The sequence below is a fragment of the Agrobacterium sp. genome, assembly GCF_032092815.1.
Taxonomy (GTDB): Bacteria; Pseudomonadota; Alphaproteobacteria; order Rhizobiales; family Rhizobiaceae; genus Agrobacterium.
In genome coordinates this window covers 84494-101177 of record NZ_DAMDBP010000016.1, presented here as the reverse complement: position 1 = coordinate 101177, position 16684 = coordinate 84494, and the positions used below count along the sequence as shown (strand labels likewise).

The window sequence follows — 16684 nt, the reverse complement described above, 5'->3', positions numbered from 1 at the left end:
TCCTGTCTCTCTGGCCGCAGATTTTCTTTTGTATTGAGTAGAAATCATGACCTTTGTGCCCAGTAGCGATGTAACCGTGGCCGTTTTATTGCCATGTTATAATGAGGCGGCAACAATTGCCGGTGTCGTGCGCGGCTTTCGTGAGGCATTACCAAGTGCCCGCATCATCGTTTATGACAACAACTCGACCGATGGCACAGCGCTGCAGGCCATGCTGGCCGGTGCCGAGGTTTTGCGCGAGCGCCGTCAGGGTAAAGGCCATGTTGTCAGGCGCATGTTTGCCGATATCGAAGCCGATATTTATGTGATGGCTGATGGCGACGGCACCTATTCTCCTGCCGATGCCGAAGAACTGATCCGCACATTGCTGACCGAACGGGCCGACATGGTGGTGGGAACGCGTCGTGGGGTTACGGCCGACGCCGGGCGACAGGGCCACGCGGCTGGCAATCGTATGTTCAACCTTCTTTATCGCAGCATTTTTGGTAGCGATTTTACCGACATATTTTCGGGATACCGGGCGTTTTCACGCCGTTTCGTGAAAAGTTTCCCAGCCGTTTCGGCAGGTTTTGAAATTGAAACCGAAATGTCGGTGCATGCCTCGCGCCTCAAGCTGCCAGTGTGTGAACTTGAGCTGGATTATGGTCGTCGGCCAGAAGGGTCCCATTCCAAGCTTTCCACCTACAAGGATGGTATGCGCATTCTGTGGATGTTCGCGATGCTGATGAAGGAAACCCGTCCTTTCGCGTTTTTCTCCATCATCAGCTCCGCCACATTGGCGGTCAGCATGGCATTCATGACACCGGTTCTGGCTGAGTATTTTGCAACGGGTCTGGTCAGCAAAATGCCGACATGGGTACTGTCCATGGCCCTGCTGATGATTTCGTTCCTGATCTTCACCGCTGGTCTGGTTCTCGATTCCGTTGCGCGCTCGCGCAATGAACAACTTCGCATTCACTATCTCAACCAGAAACAAATCTCATCCAGTGCTCTTGCCGAAACCTCTGCCACGCGCCAGAACGGCAAGGACAAGGATGCGAGGGTGGCGTGAAGAAACTTTTCTGGTTTGTGGTGGCGGGTGGCTCGGGTTTTGCCGTGGACGCTGGCGTAACGCTGTTGCTGATTGCCTATACGCCAGCCGGTCCGTTCATTGCCCGCATTTTTGCAATTGCCACGGCCATGCTGTTTACCTGGCTGGTGAACCGCCACGTCACCTTTGGAAAATCGGATCGACGTGTTTTGCATGAGGGCTTTCTCTATGCCTTTGTCGGCATTGTCGCAGCCCTCATCAATTACGGCATTTACGCTCTGCTTTTGCTGCGTAACCCCGACCTGCAGCCCTTTATTGCGCTGTTCCTGTCATCGCTGTCTGCCATGGTATTCAGCTATTTCGGCTACTCGCGTTTTGTCTTCCGCCGACGGGAAAACCGGTAGGCGGTTTACACCGCCTCCCAGCCATCCTTTTCTGCAGCGCGGTAGATCGCGTCGATGAAATGCTGACTGTTTTTCGAGCTTTCCAGCGAAACGATCTCCGCATCACCGCCTTCAGCGGCTGTGGCAAAGGCTTCGATCTGGCAGCGATATTGACGGCTGTCGGGAAAACGGAAGACCTGCGAGTGATTGTGGTTCTGGCTGGTGACTTCCACCTCTTCAGCGCCGTAGCGATCGGCATTGAAGGGTGACTTTACCTCGATGAAACCTTCGGTGCCGTGGAAAACCATCACCTGGCGGTTGGCCAACTGGGTCGCGATATAAAAGCTCAATTCGAAATCACCAAAATCGGCCTTCACACTGGCATAGATATCGGTGCCGAAAACCGGATCACGTTCCACCACGGCCTGCACCCTTTTGGGTTCCTTGCCGGTGGAAAAACGGGTGGAGATGGTCGGGTAAACGCCAATATCCGGCAGGGCACCGCCGCCGAGCTCCGGAATGTTGCGCATATTGCCAGGGTCACGATTGAAATAGGTAAAGGCACCCTGCACATGTTTCAGCGTGCCAATGGCGCCGGAGGCCAGCACTTCGCGCACCTTGCGCCAAACGGGCGCGTAGGTCACCATATAGGCCTCGGAAACCAGTACCTTGTTGCGGTCACGCGCGGCGATCAGGCTGTCGATTTCCTCTGCCTTCAGAGAAATCGGCTTTTCGCACAACACATGTTTGCCTGCATCTGCGGCCTTGATTGACCATTCAACATGCTGGGCGGTTGGCAGGGGAATGTAGACGGCATCAATCACGTCGGAGGCCAGCATTTCCTCATAAGAGCCGAATGCGTGTGGCACCGAAAAACGGTCCGCCAATTGGCGTGCTCTGGTGCCGTCGCGGCTGGCAATTGCCGTAACGACAGCATTTTCCGCATCCTGAATGGCGGGAATAACCAGTTCCCGGCCAATTTTTGCTGTCGACAGAATTCCAAAACGTAACATGCTCATCTCCCATAAATTCGGGTTGCACCTTAGCATGCCGTGGCTGACACGCAACCAAGGATGGCGTGGTGTGCCGAGTGAATGGTCCTTGGCCGGATATGTCCTCTATTTGGCGCTTCGCTACCTTTTTGCTTTGTAAGAAATGAGAAAAACTGTATCCATACCAAACTGGAGATACAGAAAATGTCCCATGAGAAAACAGCGCTTCTGGTGATCGATGTGCAGGAATCGTTCCGGCACGCCCCGTATTTCGAAGAAAGTGGTCTGAACACCTATCTTTCCGCACAGCAGAAACTGATCGACGGTGCAAACGCCGCCGGCATTCCGGTCGTGCAGATTTTTCACGTCGATGGTGACCGCGCATTTGCCGAAGAAAACGGATTCGTCCGCACGCTTGATGGCATTCAGATCAAACCCGCCGTGACGGTTCGCAAAAACCGCCATTCGGCATTTGTCGGCACGCAGCTCGACACCTGGCTGAAAGACAATGGCATCACGCGATTGATCGTTTCGGGTATTCGCACCGAACAGTGCTGTGAAACAACAACTCGTCATGGCTCCGATATCGGTTACAGCGTGGATTACGTGACCGAGGCGACGCTAACCTTCCCGATGACACATGCTTCCGGTGAAGTCTTTTCTGCCGAGCAGATAGCCAGACGCACGGAACTTGTTCTTGCCGGTCGTTTTGCAAGGATCGTCACGGTAAATGAAGCGCTGGCCAACGTGAAGGCTGCAGCCTGATGGCGGTGGGCGGCGCAGTGCACATACAAACACGTGCCGTTTATGTGGTCCTGCCGCCGCAGACACTGCTGCTCGATGTCGCTGGCCCCCTCGAGGTGCTGCGTTACGCCAATCAGCAGCAAAGTGACATCGGCTTCGACTGCCATTATCTCGCGACAAACCAGACGCAAACCACGACGATTGGCCTGACATTGGCGGGGCTGGAACCTTTGCCGGCGGAGCTTCCTGAAAACGCAATCGTGCTGATATCAGGCAGTTCATCCGGTGCCGGTCTTGAGGCCGTCAACCTGACGGATATCACGCGGGAGAGGCGTGTCCTGTCCGATTGGCTGCGCAGCACAGTCAAGGACGATACCATGGTGGTATCGATCTGCTCCGGGGCGCTGATTGCGGCTGAAGCCGGACTGTTCGACCGACATCAATGCACCACCCATGCGGATTGCCTGGATGCGCTGCGCAAAATTGCGCCTTTGGCGCAGGTGCTGGAAAATCGCCTGTTCGTGGAGGATGGTCTTCGGTTTTCGAGTGCAGGCATCTCAACCGGTATCGATCTGCTGCTGCATATTGTTGCGGGCCTGACCTCACCGGTGATTGCCGCACGCATTGCCCAGACCATGGTGGTTTATCTGCGCCGCAGTGGCCATGATCCGCAAATTTCACCCTGGCTGAGTGGTCGCAACCATATTCATCCGTCGATCCACAAGGCGCAGGACGCCATCATGGCGGCTCCGGCCGATGATTGGTCATTGTCGCATCTGGCCGACAAGGCGGGTTTGAGCCAGCGGCATCTTTCCCGGCTGTTTCGCGACCATACCGGCATGAGCGTGGTGGACTATGTGAACCTGATGCGGGTGAACCTGGCGCGCGATCTGATCAGCAATTCGCGACTGGACATGGAAAGCGTGGCGGAACGCTCCGGTTTTGCCTCGACACGTCACCTTCGCCGTGTGTGGTCTGAACATAATTCGCACTCACCCAGCCATTACCGTTCCCATCTGTCGTGAGATGTGACCTCCGCCACTCATCACGCGGGCAGGCGGTATCCCATCAGGGAAATTCAATGGTTATGTCTCCGCAGGATTGCTAGTTTGGCAAAAGCAGTTTTGAAAAAGGAGTATTTGACGTGGAAAAACGCGCCCTTGGCCGTACCGGCCTATCCATCGCACCCATTGTTTTCGGTGGTAACGTGTTTGGCTGGACCGCTGACGAAAAAACCTCTTTCCAGCTTCTGGATGCTTTTTTTGACGCCGGTTTCAATGCCATCGATACGGCAGATGTCTATTCCGCCTGGGTTCCCGGCCATCAGGGTGGTGAGTCCGAAGCAATCATCGGCAAGTGGCTGAAACAAAGCTCTGTCAAACGCGAAGACGCCGTTATCGTTACCAAGGTTGGCTTCGATAATAATGAGCGCAAAACAGGTCTGAGTGCCAAGTGGATAAACGAGGCTGTCGATGCTTCGCTCAAGCGCCTGCAGACCGATTACATCGACCTCTATCTGGCTCACAAACCCGATGAGGATGTGCCGCTTGAGGAAACCCTTGGCGCATTTGCGCGGCTGAAAGAGCAGGGCAAGGTCCGCGCAATTGGTTGCTCGAACTACAGCGCAGAACAGCTTCAGGCATCGCTGGATGTTGCTGCACGCAACAACCTGCCGCGTTACGACGTGCTGCAGCCGGAATATAACCTCTATAACCGCGCCGATTTTGAAGGCCCACTGGCCGAGCTCTGCCTGAAGGAAGATATTGGTGTCATCAACTATTACAGTCTTGCTGCTGGCTTCCTGACCGGAAAATACCGCGCCAAGGTCGATACGGAAGGTGCTGCACGCTCCTACCGGGTGGAAGGTTACGTCAATGATCGCGGACTGGCTGTTCTTGGTGCGATGGATACGGTTGCGGCCGAGACCGGCGCCAAACTTGCCGATATCGCGCTGGCATGGTTGCTGCGCAAGAGAACGGTAACTGCACCGATTGCCAGTGCCACCAGCCTTTCGCAGCTGGAAAGTTTCAAACGGGCGACCGATCTGAAACTGACGGACGACGTGATGACGCTTCTCGACAAGGCAGGCGCATAATGACCCTGCAGATTCGTGATGCCCAGCCACAGGATCAGGCCGACTGGCTGAAACTCTGGACCGACTATCTCGCCTTTTACAATGTTGACCTTGCCGAGGATGTGACTGCCCATACATGGGCGCGCATCATGGACCCGGCTTCACGCCTTTCCATGCGTTTGGCAGTGCTCGACGGCCAGACGGTCGGTTTTGCCATTCATCACTTCCATGAATCGACCTGGGTCAAGACCCCGGATTGTTATCTGGAAGACCTGTTCATCGACGAGACCATTCGTGGCAAGGGCATCGGCCGCGCCTTGATCGATGACCTGATTGCCATTGCCAAGGAAAAGGGCTGGTCACGCCTCTATTGGCACACCGATGAAAACAATCAGCGGGCCCGCAAACTTTATGACAGCTATGTCGAAAGTGATGGCCATATCCGCTACCGCATCAAGTTCTGATCAGCCCTTGAAACGGAAGAAATCGACGAAAGCCCTCAGCGCCGGCCGCATCTGCCGGCGCGAGGGATAATAGATGTAAAAGCCGTCAAACGGCGCACACCAGTCCTCCAGCACACGCACCAGACGGCCGGCTCTTATGTGGTCTTCGACCCGTTGTTCGAACACAAAGGCAAGACCCGCACCATCGATTGCTGCACGGCAAATGAGGTTTTGGTCCGAAAGGATCAGTTGGCCCTGCACATCGACGACCAGCGGTTTTCCGTCCTTTTCCAGTTCCCATCGATAAATCCGCCCACTTGAAAACCGACGGCTTATGCAGCGATGTTGCATCAGTTCGCGGGGATGTTCGGGAGCGGGATGTTTCTCGAAATAACCAGGTGACGCGACAATGGCACCACGCCATGGGCCACTGGCACGAACAGCAATCATGTCGGCTTCCAGGTTTTCGCCCAGTCGGAATCCGGCATCAAATCCCTTGGCGACGATATCCTCAAAACTGTCATGGGTGGCGACTTCAAGAGAAATATCCGGATAAAGCTCCAGAAACTCGCTCAGCCGCGGCATGAGCAATTCTTCTGCTGCAAGGCGTGGCAAGGTCACGCGGAGTGGTCCGGCTGGGCGACCACCCTGTTCGGCGAGCGTGCTGATGACGGTGTCGATATCGCTCAAGGCCGGTGCCAGTGTTTCAAGAAGCCGTCGGCCTTCTTCGGTCGGGGAAACGCTGCGGGTGGTGCGATGAAGCAGCCGCAGGCCAAGGCTTGCCTCCAGCGCAGAGACCGCATGGCTGACCGCGGATGGCGCAATGCCCAGTTCCGCTGCCGCCTTGCGGAAGCTTTTTTCTTCTGCGACGGTGGCCAGAACGGCCAGTTGTGAAAGCTGAACACGATTCATTGTTCTATTATTTAGAACAACCCACGCAAATTTGCAGCGATTATTTTTATCCGCGCATCGGCATATGGTGTGTCCGTTCCTCAAAGAATATTTCCTTCCTGAAAGGACGGACAAAATGAAAAGCAGAATTCTCGGAAAAGATCTTTCTGTCTCGGCGCTTGGCCTTGGCTGCATGGGCATGACCCACGCCTACAGCCCCTCGTCAGATCACAGCGGTTCGATTGCCACGTTGCACCGGGCGGTGGAGCTTGGCGTCACCTTTTTCGACACGGCGGAAGTTTACGGTCCTTATGACAATGAGGTGCTGGTCGGTAAGGCGCTGCAGCCCTACCGCGACAAGGTGGTGATTGCCACCAAGTTCGGTTTCAAGATCGATACCAGCAAACCGGTTGGTCAGATGATGGTGGGCACCGACAGCCGGCCCGAAAATGTTCGCGCTGTGGCCGAAGCCTCGCTGAAACGTCTTGGCGTCGATGTTATTGACCTGTTTTACCAGCACCGCGTTGACCCCAATGTGCCGATTGAAGAGACGGTTGGCGCCATGGCCGATCTGGTGCGGGAGGGCAAGGTGAAATATCTCGGCCTTTCTGAAGCCAGTGCAGATACCATCCGCAAGGCGCATGCCGAACATCCGATTACCGCGCTGCAAAGCGAATATTCGCTCTGGACACGCGACGTCGAAGAAAATGGCGTGCTGGACACCTGCCGCGAGCTGGGCATTGGTTTTGTGCCATTCAGCCCGCTTGGTCGCGGTGTTCTGACCGGAGCGCTGAAAAAACTGGACGGCCTGTCGGATAATGATTTCCGTCGTTCGCTTCCGCGTTTTCAGGCGGAGAATTTCGACGCTAACCTGGCGCTGGTAACCCTCTTGGAAGAGATGGCAGCGCAAAAGGGTGTAACAGCCGGTCAACTGGCGCTGGCCTGGGTCTTGGCTCAGGGTGATTTCATCGTGCCAATCCCCGGAACCACCAAGATTGCCAATCTGGAAAAGAACGTCGCTGCAGCAGACGTTGTGTTGACCAAGGAAGAGGTCAAGGAGCTTGGCGATCTGCTGTCGCCGGCAAAGGTGGCAGGTGGTCGTTATCCGCAGCAACTGGCGTCTATGGCAAGCCGCTGACAGCACAGGTCAGGTGTGCGTGAGGACACCCTGGCGGTAGGCTGACGGCGTGGTGCCGACAAGGGACTTGAACACCCGTGTCAAATGGCTCTGACTGCTGAAACCACAGGCGGACGCGATCTGCGCAATCGGATCGCGTCCGGCTAGCAGTACTTTGGCCTGGGCAAGGCGTCTGTGCATCACCCAGACATGCGGGGAAACCCCGCAACTGGCGTGGAACATGCGCTGCAGATGAAATTCACTGAGGCCGGCAACCCGTGCCAGATCCTGCAAGGTCAGTGCCTGCGCCAGATGCGCATCAATATAATCAATGACGCGTCGACGAACGGCCGGTGTCAGGCCACCCTTGATCGAAGGCGACCGCTTTCCGCCGTAACGCGGATCGGTAAAAAGGTGCGTCAACGCGCTGGAAACGGCGGCATCTGCGGCCATCCGATCGTTTTGCCGGGTTGCCTCTGCAATGCGCTGCAGAGCCTTTGCCATTTCAGGCGCATTGTCGAAGGTTGCTTCGGGCAACACCATCAATCTGGCGTCCTGATCGAACATTTCCGTATAAAAACGGCGAAGATCGTCATCCCCGACGTAGAGATGCACAAACTCGAAGGTGTCGGTGATTTCCCAATCCGACGATGCCCCTTGCGGCATCACACACAAGGCACCCGGCCAACCATTCACGCCGCCATTGTCCAATCGTCGTGTGCCAGTGCCACCTTGCAGATAGAGGCTGAACGTATGCCCGCTGGGACGCTCATAGGTCATGCGGTCATGGGCGTTACGCCATATGGCAGCCGAACGGCCAAACGCGAGATCAATCGCACCAACCACATCGGCCGATGACGATGCCTTGAGAAAGCTGAAAACAGATTGCGCCTGCGCCTGCATGATGAACCCTGACGATGAGGCGCCATTCTAACGCAGAGCAACGACCCTGCGATAGCCCCGCCAGTATGGTCCGCCGCTGCCAGAGTTATTTCACCGCAAGAATCTGCAAGAACAGCATGGTCCCTGTCGCGCATATCTCGGCTATAATGCCGGCGAGGATACCATGGCCAACATCATTCTGTTCATTTCCACCGTTCTGATCTGGGGCACGACCTGGATTGCAATTGCCATGCAGGTGGGGCCGGTGCCGGTTCTGGTATCGGTTTTTTACCGCTTTGCCACAGCAGCTCTTCTGTTTCTCATCGTGCTGGCGGTGATGGGAAAACTGAAAATTCCGGCACTGAAAAGCCAGCCATTCATTGTGGCGCAGGCACTGTGCCTGTTCAGCATGAACTTCATCTGTTTTTATAATGCCGCAAGTTATGTACCCTCCGGCCTGATCTCGGTGATCTTTTCGCTGGCTACCATTTATAATGCCGTCAATGCGCGGCTGTTTTTCGGTGATGCGATTACCGGACGCACGCTGGTGGCAGCCGCTCTTGGTGCATCGGGTCTGGTCTTGCTGTTCGGGCCTGACATCATCATCCACTACAATGTCGATACCTGGAAAGGCGTCGGCCTGTCGGCGCTCGGCACGCTGTTCTTTTCGCTCGGCAACATGGTATCGCGCCGCAACAGCGCGGCTGGCATTACCCCGGCCACCGCCAATGCCTGGGGCATGACCTATGGGGCCATTATCCTGATTGCGCTGATTGCGGTGACAGGAACACCGGTCGTTGCACCGCCCGACACCCGTTACCTGCTGGCCATGCTCTATCTCGCGGCCATTGGGTCCGTCGTTGGCTTCACCACCTATCTGATGCTGGTGGCGCGCATCGGATCGTCGCGCGCTGCCTATGCCACCGTGCTTTTCCCGGTGGTCGCGCTGTCGCTTTCGACGCTTTATGAAGGGTATCAGTGGACTTTGCTCGGCGGCATTGGCCTCATACTGACGCTGGCCGGCAATGTGGTGATCTTTGCAAAACCACCTGCGCCCCGCAAAACCGCGACGGTTTGAGACGTCTACAGCAACAACAGCCAACCAAAACAAAAAGGCCCGCTTTCGCGGGCCTTGATCGTTTGAAATCAGTATTGCTTCAGGCGCGCAGCACGCCGCCGGTTGTCTTTTCGACATTGCCGACGATCTTGGCAGTCAGGGCCTCGAAATCCTCATCCGTCAGGGTCTTGTCGACCGGCTGGATCTGAACTTCGATGGCAACCGACTTCTTGTTTTCGCCAACCGAAGCACCTTCGAAAATGTCAAAGACATTCACAGCGGTCACCAGCTTGCGGTCAGCGCTTGTCGCAGCCTTGATGATCGCGCCGGCTTCCACCGACTTGTCGACGACAAAGGCAAAGTCACGCTTCACAGCCTGGAAGGGTGAAAGCTCAAGCGCTGGCTTGGTGCGGGTCGCCTTTTTCTTCGGTTCTGCCATGGCATCGAGGAAAATTTCGAAACCGGCATAGACGCCCGATACGTCGAGTTCACCAAGGGTTTTCGGATGGAATTCACCGAAGTAACCGAGAACGATCTTTGGTCCCATCTTGATGGTGCCGGAACGGCCCGGGTGATACCACTCAGGTCCACCAGCTTCGATCTGCACATTGGCCATTGGCAGGCCGCAGGCCTCGATCACAGCCAGTGCGTCGGCCTTGGCGTCATAAACGTCAACCGGCTTGCCGCCACCCTTCGATGCGTTGGACCACATGCGGCCGGAACCGGACAGCGATGCCGTACCGCGACGAACGCCACCGGCAACACGACGCTGACCTTCTGGCGTGTCGTTTTCATAGGTGCCGGACACTTCGAAGATGGCAACGTCGCCATAACCCTTGTCGGCATTACGCTGGGCTGCAGTCAACAGACCCGGCAGCAGCGACGGCCGCATGTCGGACATGTCAGCCGCAATCGGGTTGGCGAGCTTCAGGGCAGGCGATCCGCCACCAAACAGCTTGGCCTGGGCTTCCGGAATGAACGACCAGGTCACGGCTTCCAGCATGCCACGACTGGCCAAGGCGCGACGCGCCGTGCGCGTGCGGATCTGCAGCGTAGTCAGGATACGGCCATTGACAGCACCAAGGCTTTCCAGTGGCTGTGGCTTGATGTTGTCGACGCCATGGATACGCATGACCTCTTCAACCAGATCGGCCTTGCCTTCAACATCAGGACGCCATGATGGAACGGAAACGCTGACGCGCTCGCCGGAACCTTCAATGCCGAAACCCAGACCCTTGAGGATATCAAGGCTTTCCTGCGTTGAAACGTCAAGGCCGGTCAGGCGCTTGACCTCGGACAGCGGGAAATCCACGAACTTCGGTTCAAAACCCTTGTAACCAACGACCTTGGCTTCACCGGCAGCGCCACCGCACAGTTCCAGAACAAGCTCGGTGGTGCGCTCAAGGCCCGGCACCATATATTCCGGGTCGACACCGCGTTCGAAGCGGTAACGGGCATCGGTGATGATGCCATGCGCACGGCCTGTTTTGGCGATGTTGATCGGGTCCCATAGAGCCGATTCAATCAGCACATCCGTGGTGTTTTCATCGCAGCCGGAATGTTCGCCGCCCATGATGCCACCGATCGATTCCAGGCCATTGTCATCAGCGATGACAACATTGGCCGGACCAAGCTTGTATTCACGCTGGTCGAGCGCCAGGATGGTTTCACCCTCCTCAGCACGACGGACCACGAGATTGCCCTTGACCTTTGCCGCGTCAAACACGTGCATTGGACGGCCCTGGTCGAAGGTCATGTAGTTGGTGATATCAACCAATGCGTTGATCGGGCGCAGACCAATCGCCATCAGGCGCTGCTGCATCCACTTCGGGCTTGGGCCATTTTTGACGCCACGCACGATGCGCAGGGAGAAACCCGGGCAAAGCGCTGCATCGTCAAGCTCCAGCTTCACATCAACAGGTGTCGCACCTTCGACCTTGAAGGCCGGTGCCGGCTTGGTCTTCAGTTTGCCAAGACCGGATGCGGCGAGATCACGGGCAATACCGTAGATCGACGTGCAGTCCGGACGATTTGGAGTCAGGTTGATTTCGATGACCGGATCATCAAGACCGGCATAGGAAGCGAAGGACGTGCCGATTGGCGCATCTTCCGGCAGGTCGATAATGCCATTGTGGTCGTCGGAGATGTTGAGTTCCTTTTCGGAGCACATCATGCCGTGGCTTTCCACGCCGCGGATCTTGCCAACCGAAAGGGTCACATCAATGCCCGGAACATAGGTGCCCGGACGCGCCAGCGCACCAACAAGACCGGCGCGTGCATTGGGTGCGCCGCAGACGATCTGAACCGGCTTGCCGTCACCGGCATCGACCGACAGCACCTTGAGGCGGTCTGCCTCCGGGTGTTTCTCAGCGGTCAGAACCTTGGCAATAACGAAGGGCTTGTAGGCAGCCTTGTCATCAACGTCTTCGACCTCAAGACCGATGGCGGTCAGGCGTTCGCAGACTTCATCAAGAGTGGCATCGGTTTCAAGATGCTCTTTCAGCCAGGAGAGTGTGAATTTCATGGTCTTTTCTCCTTACTGGCTCAAGCCGCCGAACAGGGTCGGCATGTCGAGAGGGCGGAAGCCATAATGGTTCATCCAGCGGACATCGGCGTTGAAGAAGTCGCGCAGATCAGGCATGCCGTATTTCAGCATGGCGATGCGGTCGAGACCCATGCCCCAGGCAAAGCCCTGATATTCATCGGGGTCCAACCCGCCCGCGCGCAGCACATTTGGGTGCACCATGCCGCAGCCGAGAATTTCCATCCAATCCTTGCCTTCGCCGAACTTGACGATCGGTCCGGAACGATCGCACTGGATATCCACCTCGAAAGATGGCTCCGTGAACGGGAAGAAGGATGGGCGGAAGCGCATCACAACGCTGTCGACTTCGAAGAAGGTCTTGCAGAACTCTTCCAGAATCCAGCGCAGATTGCTGACATTGGCCTTCTTGTCGATGACAAGACCTTCGACCTGATGGAACATCGGCGAATGGGTGGCGTCGGAATCCTGACGGTAGGTCTTGCCCGGAATGACGATACGGATCGGCGGCTTCTGAGATTCCATCGTGCGGACCTGCACCGGCGACGTATGCGTGCGCAGAACCTTGCGCTCACCCTTGTCATTGGCAGGCAGGAAGAATGTGTCGTGCATTTCGCGGGCAGGGTGACCTTCCGGGAAATTCAGAGCGGTGAAGTTGTAATAGTCGGTCTCGATATCAGGACCTTCGGCAATCGAGAAACCCATATCGGCAAAAATCGCAGTGATCTCATCAACGATCTGGCTAATCGGATGGATGCGGCCACGTTCGGCCGGGGACTGGCGAACCGGCAGGCTCACATCAACCGTTTCCGCTTTCAGGCGGGCAGTGATGGCGGCATCCTTCAACTCGCTCTTGCGGGCGGTGATCAGATCGGTGACTTCGTTTTTGAGCTGGTTGATGGCAGCACCACGGGTCTGGCGCTCTTCCGGTGTCATCGTACCCAGGGTTTTGAGAAGCTCGGAGACCGAGCCCTTTTTGCCCAGCGCCGAAACACGCACAGCTTCAATGCTTGCCTCATCACCGGCTGCGGCGATCTCCGACATCAATTGCGATTTCAAAGTATCAAGTTCAGTCATCTTTTCCTGCCTCGCCGGGATATGTTCCAGCGGCTTGCGGTTTCACAGCATTCTTCAGATAGTCGGTCGCCATGATAAAGCGTCGCAGATCACTACCCATCCGCACGCGCCCGATCAACCGGGCAAGCGGTAAAAATCGCGCAAGAACTGTCACCAGACGCTGCAATTCCTGAACCGTGGCGGCCGGAGCCTGTTCACGCCAGCGGCGGAAGGCTTCATCGCAGGTTTTTTGCGGGTCGACAGAGCGCGTTGAAACAATCAGGAACAGCAGCCACAGATCACGGGCCTGGGCAGATTCCAGCGGCATGACGGCTTCCGGTTCCTCTTCGAAGTCCATAAAACCGATCTGGCCGTCACGCAGGAAGAAATCGCGCACATGCGGGCGGCCGTGGCAAAGACCAGCGGCATGCAGTGCGCCAAGCGCCTCGGTTGCCTTGACCAGCAACGCGTCATTGTCTGCCGGAGAGGCGTTTTTCAAACCCTTGAGCATGACCTCGACGGTCGGGCCGACATCACCAAGCGCAATTGCGGTGTCGGAGGCATAGACAATCTCTGCGACGGGAAAGCCCTTTTCGGCAAAACGCTCCATGCGGCGAATTTCGCGCGCCATCATCGCAACAGGCTTGAGGAGAGGAGAGGGCTTGAGAAAAGAGTAAGGCAGCAGCTTTGCCAGAAAGGCCTGCAGGGAAATCCACCAGGAGGAATTTTCCGTTCCCTGACGTTTGATCCAGACGGCACCATTTTCCAGCTCGATACGCTGGATGCGCCGGTCACTGGCCAGCAACGCCTGCATCAGGGCGGCAATATCCGCGTCCTTTAACGTGACGCGCAGTCCCTTGTTCTTCTTATCCATTTCCGTTGCATTCAACATAAGCCCCCGATCGTCGCGTTATGCTGGCGATCCCCCCTGTTTCATGTGCAGAGCGGCGAGAGATAAAGCGGAATGAATTCCGTCGCTCCAAGCTGTTTTACGGGCATCAGTTCGACAATCGCCGGGCGGTTTCGGTCCGATGCACCGGACACATGCCATTCAAAGAAAAAACCCGCGCCGGATGAACCGGCGCGGGTTTAAAAAGAACGAAGATGTTCAGCGCCGTATTAGTTTACAGCAGCTTCAAACTCGTTTTTCGTACCGGCTTCCTTGAGGTACTCGAGAGCCTTCTTGGAAGCGTCTACGAGTGCGCCGAATGCTGCCGGCTCATGGATTGCCAGGTCAGACAGAACCTTGCGGTCAACTTCGATACCAGCCTTGTTCAGACCGTCGATGAAGCGGCCGTAGGTCAGGCCAGATTCACGAACAGCAGCGTTGATGCGCTGGATCCAGAGGGCGCGGAAGTTGCGCTTCTTGACGCGGCGGTCACGCGTTGCATACTGTCTGGACTTGTCGACAGCAGCCTTAGCTGTACGGATTGTATTCTTGCGACGACCGTAAAAGCCCTTAGCGGCCTTGAGGGTCTTGGTGTGCTTGGCGCGGGAAGTAACGCCACGTTTTACGCGAGCCATATCATGATCTCCTTAAAGTGTCCAAATGTGCGGAAAAGTCTTAGAGACCGTTCGGCAGGTAGTTCTTGACGACTTTCTTGCCGTCAGGCTCGGCGAGAACCATGGTTCCGCGCGCGTCGCGAATGAACTTATTGGTACGCTTGATCATGCCGTGGCGCTTGCCAGCAGCGGCTGCAACGACTTTGCCGGTTGCGGTGATCTTGAACCGCTTCTTGGCAGCCGATTTAGTCTTCATCTTGGGCATTTTGCTACTCCGTTTTTGTATCGAAACAGGCGGATGAGGCCTAGTTTCAAGCTATTCTGGAACGGCCTCGGCATGCCCTGCCGGACCGTTCGGACGCGCGCTTATAACCGCAGTCGGCCAAAAGCGCAACTCTTTATAAAAAGCCCTGTCAGGCTTTATTATTTAGGGGCAAGAACCATCATCATCTGACGGCCTTCGAGTTTCGGCTCGGCTTCCACCTTGGCAATTGCCAGTGTGTCTTCCTTAACCTGCAACAGAAGCTTCATGCCGAGTTCCTGGTGGGCCATTTCACGGCCACGGAACTTCAAGGTCACTTTCACCTTATCGCCTTCTTCAAAGAAACGGCTGATGGCCTTCATCTTCACCTCATAATCATGGGTGTCGATGTTCGGACGCATCTTGATTTCTTTGACTTCGACAATCTTCTGCTTCTTGCGGGCTTCGGCGGCCTTTTTCTGGGTCGAGTACTTCAGTTTGCCGAGATCGAGAATCTTGCATACCGGCGGTTCGGCGTTCGGCGAAATCTCAACGAGATCGAGACCGGCCTCCTCTGCCAGTTTCAGGGCCTGATCCGTCGGCATCGGGCCGAGGTTGGTGCCTTCTTCATTGATGAGCTGAACGCGGGGAACCCGAATTTCCCGGTTGGAGCGCGGGCCCTCCTTGACGGGGGCATCGGCTTTGAAAGGTCTGCGAATGGTCGTATTCTCCTGAACTGTTTTCCGGAATGGCTGCGACAATGACCTCCTGCCGCAGCAAATGGCGGAAATGTCGTGATTGCCGTGGTGAAGTCAATAGCATAAGTGCCGGAAAAAATCACCACTTGTCGCGGTTTTTGCGAATCTGCTCTACAAGACGTCAAAATCGAGGAGTGCAGGCATGCAAAATAGCGAAGATCCGGTTCAATACATCACCGTTGGTAAAGATGGTGATGAGCGCAATATAGGAATGATCATCCGTTCTGCCAAGGAGGGTGTTGCCGGGCCGGCGTTGGTCTGGCTTGGTGGCTATCGCTCCGACATGTCCGGAACCAAGGCTGTGGAGCTTGATCGTTTCGCCGGCGAAAACGGTCTTGCCTGCATTCGTTTCGATTATTCCGGCCATGGCGTCTCTGGCGGCGATTTCACCAAGGGCACCATTTCTCGCTGGCTTGAAGAGACGCTTGCCGTGCTCGCCGACCAGAAACCAACAAGCATTGTCGCCATCGGCTCGTCGATGGGCGGCTGGATCGCCCTGCGTCTGGTGCAGGAACTTAAAAAACTGAACACGACAACGGTTGATGGTCTGGTGCTGATTGCGCCCGCCCCGGATTTTACTGCCGAACTGATCGAGCCAAACCTGTCGGAGGCAGAAAAAGCTTCGCTTGCAGAACACGGTTATTTCGAGGAGCCGTCGGAATACAGCCCTGAGCCAAACATCTTTACCCGGGCGCTGATTGAGGATGGTCGTGAAAACCGTGTGTTGAAAGGCATGATCGAGACCGGATGTCCGGTTCATATTCTGCAAGGCGGCAAGGACCCAGATGTGCCCTACACCCACGCCCTCAAGCTCATGCAGTTCTTGCCAGCCGATGATGTCGTCTTGACCATGATTCAGGACGGCGACCACCGTCTGTCACGGCCGCAAGACATCGAGCGCATGCTGCAGGCGGTGAAGGACATGGCAATATCGGCAAAACCGCAACGGTCTTAACCATATTCATCATCTC

At 56.1% G+C, this 16684-nt stretch carries 18 protein-coding genes; 9 read left to right on the top strand and 9 right to left on the bottom strand.

The genetic code is table 11. From position 1 onward, the window contains the following. Window positions 1-46: 46 nt before the first annotated feature. Together RT613_RS12160 and RT613_RS12155 are read left to right on the top strand one after the other, a co-directional pair. Entirely contained in the window at window positions 47-1051 is a 1005-nt protein-coding gene (locus RT613_RS12160) for a glycosyltransferase (protein ID WP_313615652.1), read from the top strand. Continuing rightward, window positions 1048-1434 (top strand): GtrA family protein, encoded by a 387-nt coding sequence (locus RT613_RS12155; RefSeq protein ID WP_313615650.1) that lies wholly within the window; start codon window positions 1048-1050, stop codon window positions 1432-1434. Before RT613_RS12160 ends, RT613_RS12155 begins: the two co-directional genes overlap by 4 nt. Before the next feature lie 5 nt (window positions 1435-1439). Here the strand turns inward: RT613_RS12155 and RT613_RS12150 are convergent, their stop codons facing one another. Further along, entirely contained in the window at window positions 1440-2426 is a 987-nt protein-coding gene (locus RT613_RS12150; RefSeq protein WP_313615648.1) for a Gfo/Idh/MocA family oxidoreductase, read from the bottom strand. Window positions 2427-2609: 183 nt separating this feature from the next. Here RT613_RS12150 and RT613_RS12145 point away from each other — a divergent pair, with 183 nt between their 5' ends. The 4 genes from RT613_RS12145 to RT613_RS12130 all read left to right on the top strand — a co-directional run bounded on the left by RT613_RS12145 (window position 2610) and on the right by RT613_RS12130 (window position 5687). Then, the gene (locus RT613_RS12145; RefSeq protein WP_313615646.1) at window positions 2610-3170 is read left to right on the top strand and encodes an isochorismatase family protein; all 561 of its coding nucleotides are present in this window, start codon (window positions 2610-2612) and stop codon (window positions 3168-3170) included. Then, a complete protein-coding gene (locus tag RT613_RS12140) occupies window positions 3170-4174 on the top strand; it encodes a GlxA family transcriptional regulator (RefSeq protein ID WP_409558814.1) in 1005 nt (334 codons plus the stop codon). The genes RT613_RS12145 and RT613_RS12140 overlap by 1 nt, the downstream gene beginning before the upstream one ends. 119 nt (window positions 4175-4293) lie before the next feature. Continuing rightward, window positions 4294-5244, top strand: coding sequence for an aldo/keto reductase (locus RT613_RS12135; RefSeq protein ID WP_313615643.1), 951 nt, complete (start codon window positions 4294-4296; stop codon window positions 5242-5244). Then, window positions 5244-5687 (top strand): GNAT family N-acetyltransferase, encoded by a 444-nt coding sequence (locus tag RT613_RS12130; RefSeq protein WP_313615641.1) that lies wholly within the window; start codon window positions 5244-5246, stop codon window positions 5685-5687. The genes RT613_RS12135 and RT613_RS12130 overlap by 1 nt, the downstream gene beginning before the upstream one ends. Here RT613_RS12130 and RT613_RS12125 read toward each other — a convergent pair whose 3' ends face one another. Next, window positions 5688-6578, bottom strand: a complete 891-nt coding sequence (locus RT613_RS12125; protein WP_313615639.1) for a LysR family transcriptional regulator — start codon at window positions 6576-6578, stop codon at window positions 5688-5690. Window positions 6579-6693: 115 nt separating this feature from the next. Between RT613_RS12125 and RT613_RS12120 the strand changes: the two genes are divergently transcribed. Further along, the gene (locus tag RT613_RS12120) at window positions 6694-7695 is read left to right on the top strand and encodes an aldo/keto reductase (protein WP_313615638.1); all 1002 of its coding nucleotides are present in this window, start codon (window positions 6694-6696) and stop codon (window positions 7693-7695) included. A gap of 9 nt (window positions 7696-7704) precedes the next feature. On the opposite strand, the gene RT613_RS12115 is transcribed toward RT613_RS12120, so the two are convergent. Next, on the bottom strand, window positions 7705-8454 hold the full coding sequence (locus tag RT613_RS12115) for an AraC family transcriptional regulator (RefSeq protein WP_313615683.1): 750 nt from the start codon (window positions 8452-8454) through the stop codon (window positions 7705-7707). 286 nt (window positions 8455-8740) lie between these two features. On the opposite strand from RT613_RS12115, the gene RT613_RS12110 reads away from it, so the two are divergent. Then, entirely contained in the window at window positions 8741-9634 is an 894-nt protein-coding gene (locus RT613_RS12110) for a DMT family transporter (protein ID WP_313615636.1), read from the top strand. Between the two features lie 79 nt (window positions 9635-9713). Here the strand turns inward: RT613_RS12110 and pheT are convergent, their stop codons facing one another. The 6 genes from pheT to infC all read right to left on the bottom strand — a co-directional run bounded on the left by pheT (window position 9714) and on the right by infC (window position 15674). Next, window positions 9714-12137, bottom strand: coding sequence for a phenylalanine--tRNA ligase subunit beta (gene pheT / locus RT613_RS12105; protein WP_313615634.1), 2424 nt, complete (start codon window positions 12135-12137; stop codon window positions 9714-9716). A gap of 12 nt (window positions 12138-12149) precedes the next feature. Then, complete coding sequence (gene pheS / locus RT613_RS12100; RefSeq protein WP_313615633.1) at window positions 12150-13232, bottom strand: phenylalanine--tRNA ligase subunit alpha; 1083 nt, start codon at window positions 13230-13232, stop codon at window positions 12150-12152. Next, on the bottom strand, window positions 13225-14103 hold the full coding sequence (locus RT613_RS12095) for a serine/threonine protein phosphatase (RefSeq protein ID WP_409558813.1): 879 nt from the start codon (window positions 14101-14103) through the stop codon (window positions 13225-13227). Before RT613_RS12095 ends, pheS begins: the two co-directional genes overlap by 8 nt. A 227-nt stretch (window positions 14104-14330) precedes the next feature. After that, entirely contained in the window at window positions 14331-14735 is a 405-nt protein-coding gene (gene rplT / locus RT613_RS12090) for a 50S ribosomal protein L20 (protein WP_313615629.1), read from the bottom strand. 40 nt (window positions 14736-14775) lie between these two features. Next, window positions 14776-14979 carry a 50S ribosomal protein L35 gene (rpmI, locus tag RT613_RS12085; RefSeq protein ID WP_313615627.1) on the bottom strand — a complete coding sequence of 68 codons (204 nt, stop codon included), beginning with the start codon at window positions 14977-14979 and terminating at the stop codon, window positions 14776-14778. A gap of 158 nt (window positions 14980-15137) precedes the next feature. Then, window positions 15138-15674, bottom strand: a complete 537-nt coding sequence (gene infC / locus RT613_RS12080) for a translation initiation factor IF-3 (protein WP_250983679.1) — start codon at window positions 15672-15674, stop codon at window positions 15138-15140. A 181-nt stretch (window positions 15675-15855) separates the two neighbouring features. On the opposite strand from infC, the gene RT613_RS12075 reads away from it, so the two are divergent. Beyond that, window positions 15856-16668, top strand: a complete 813-nt coding sequence (locus RT613_RS12075) for an alpha/beta hydrolase (RefSeq protein WP_409558812.1) — start codon at window positions 15856-15858, stop codon at window positions 16666-16668. The last annotated feature ends 16 nt before the right edge of the window (window positions 16669-16684 follow it).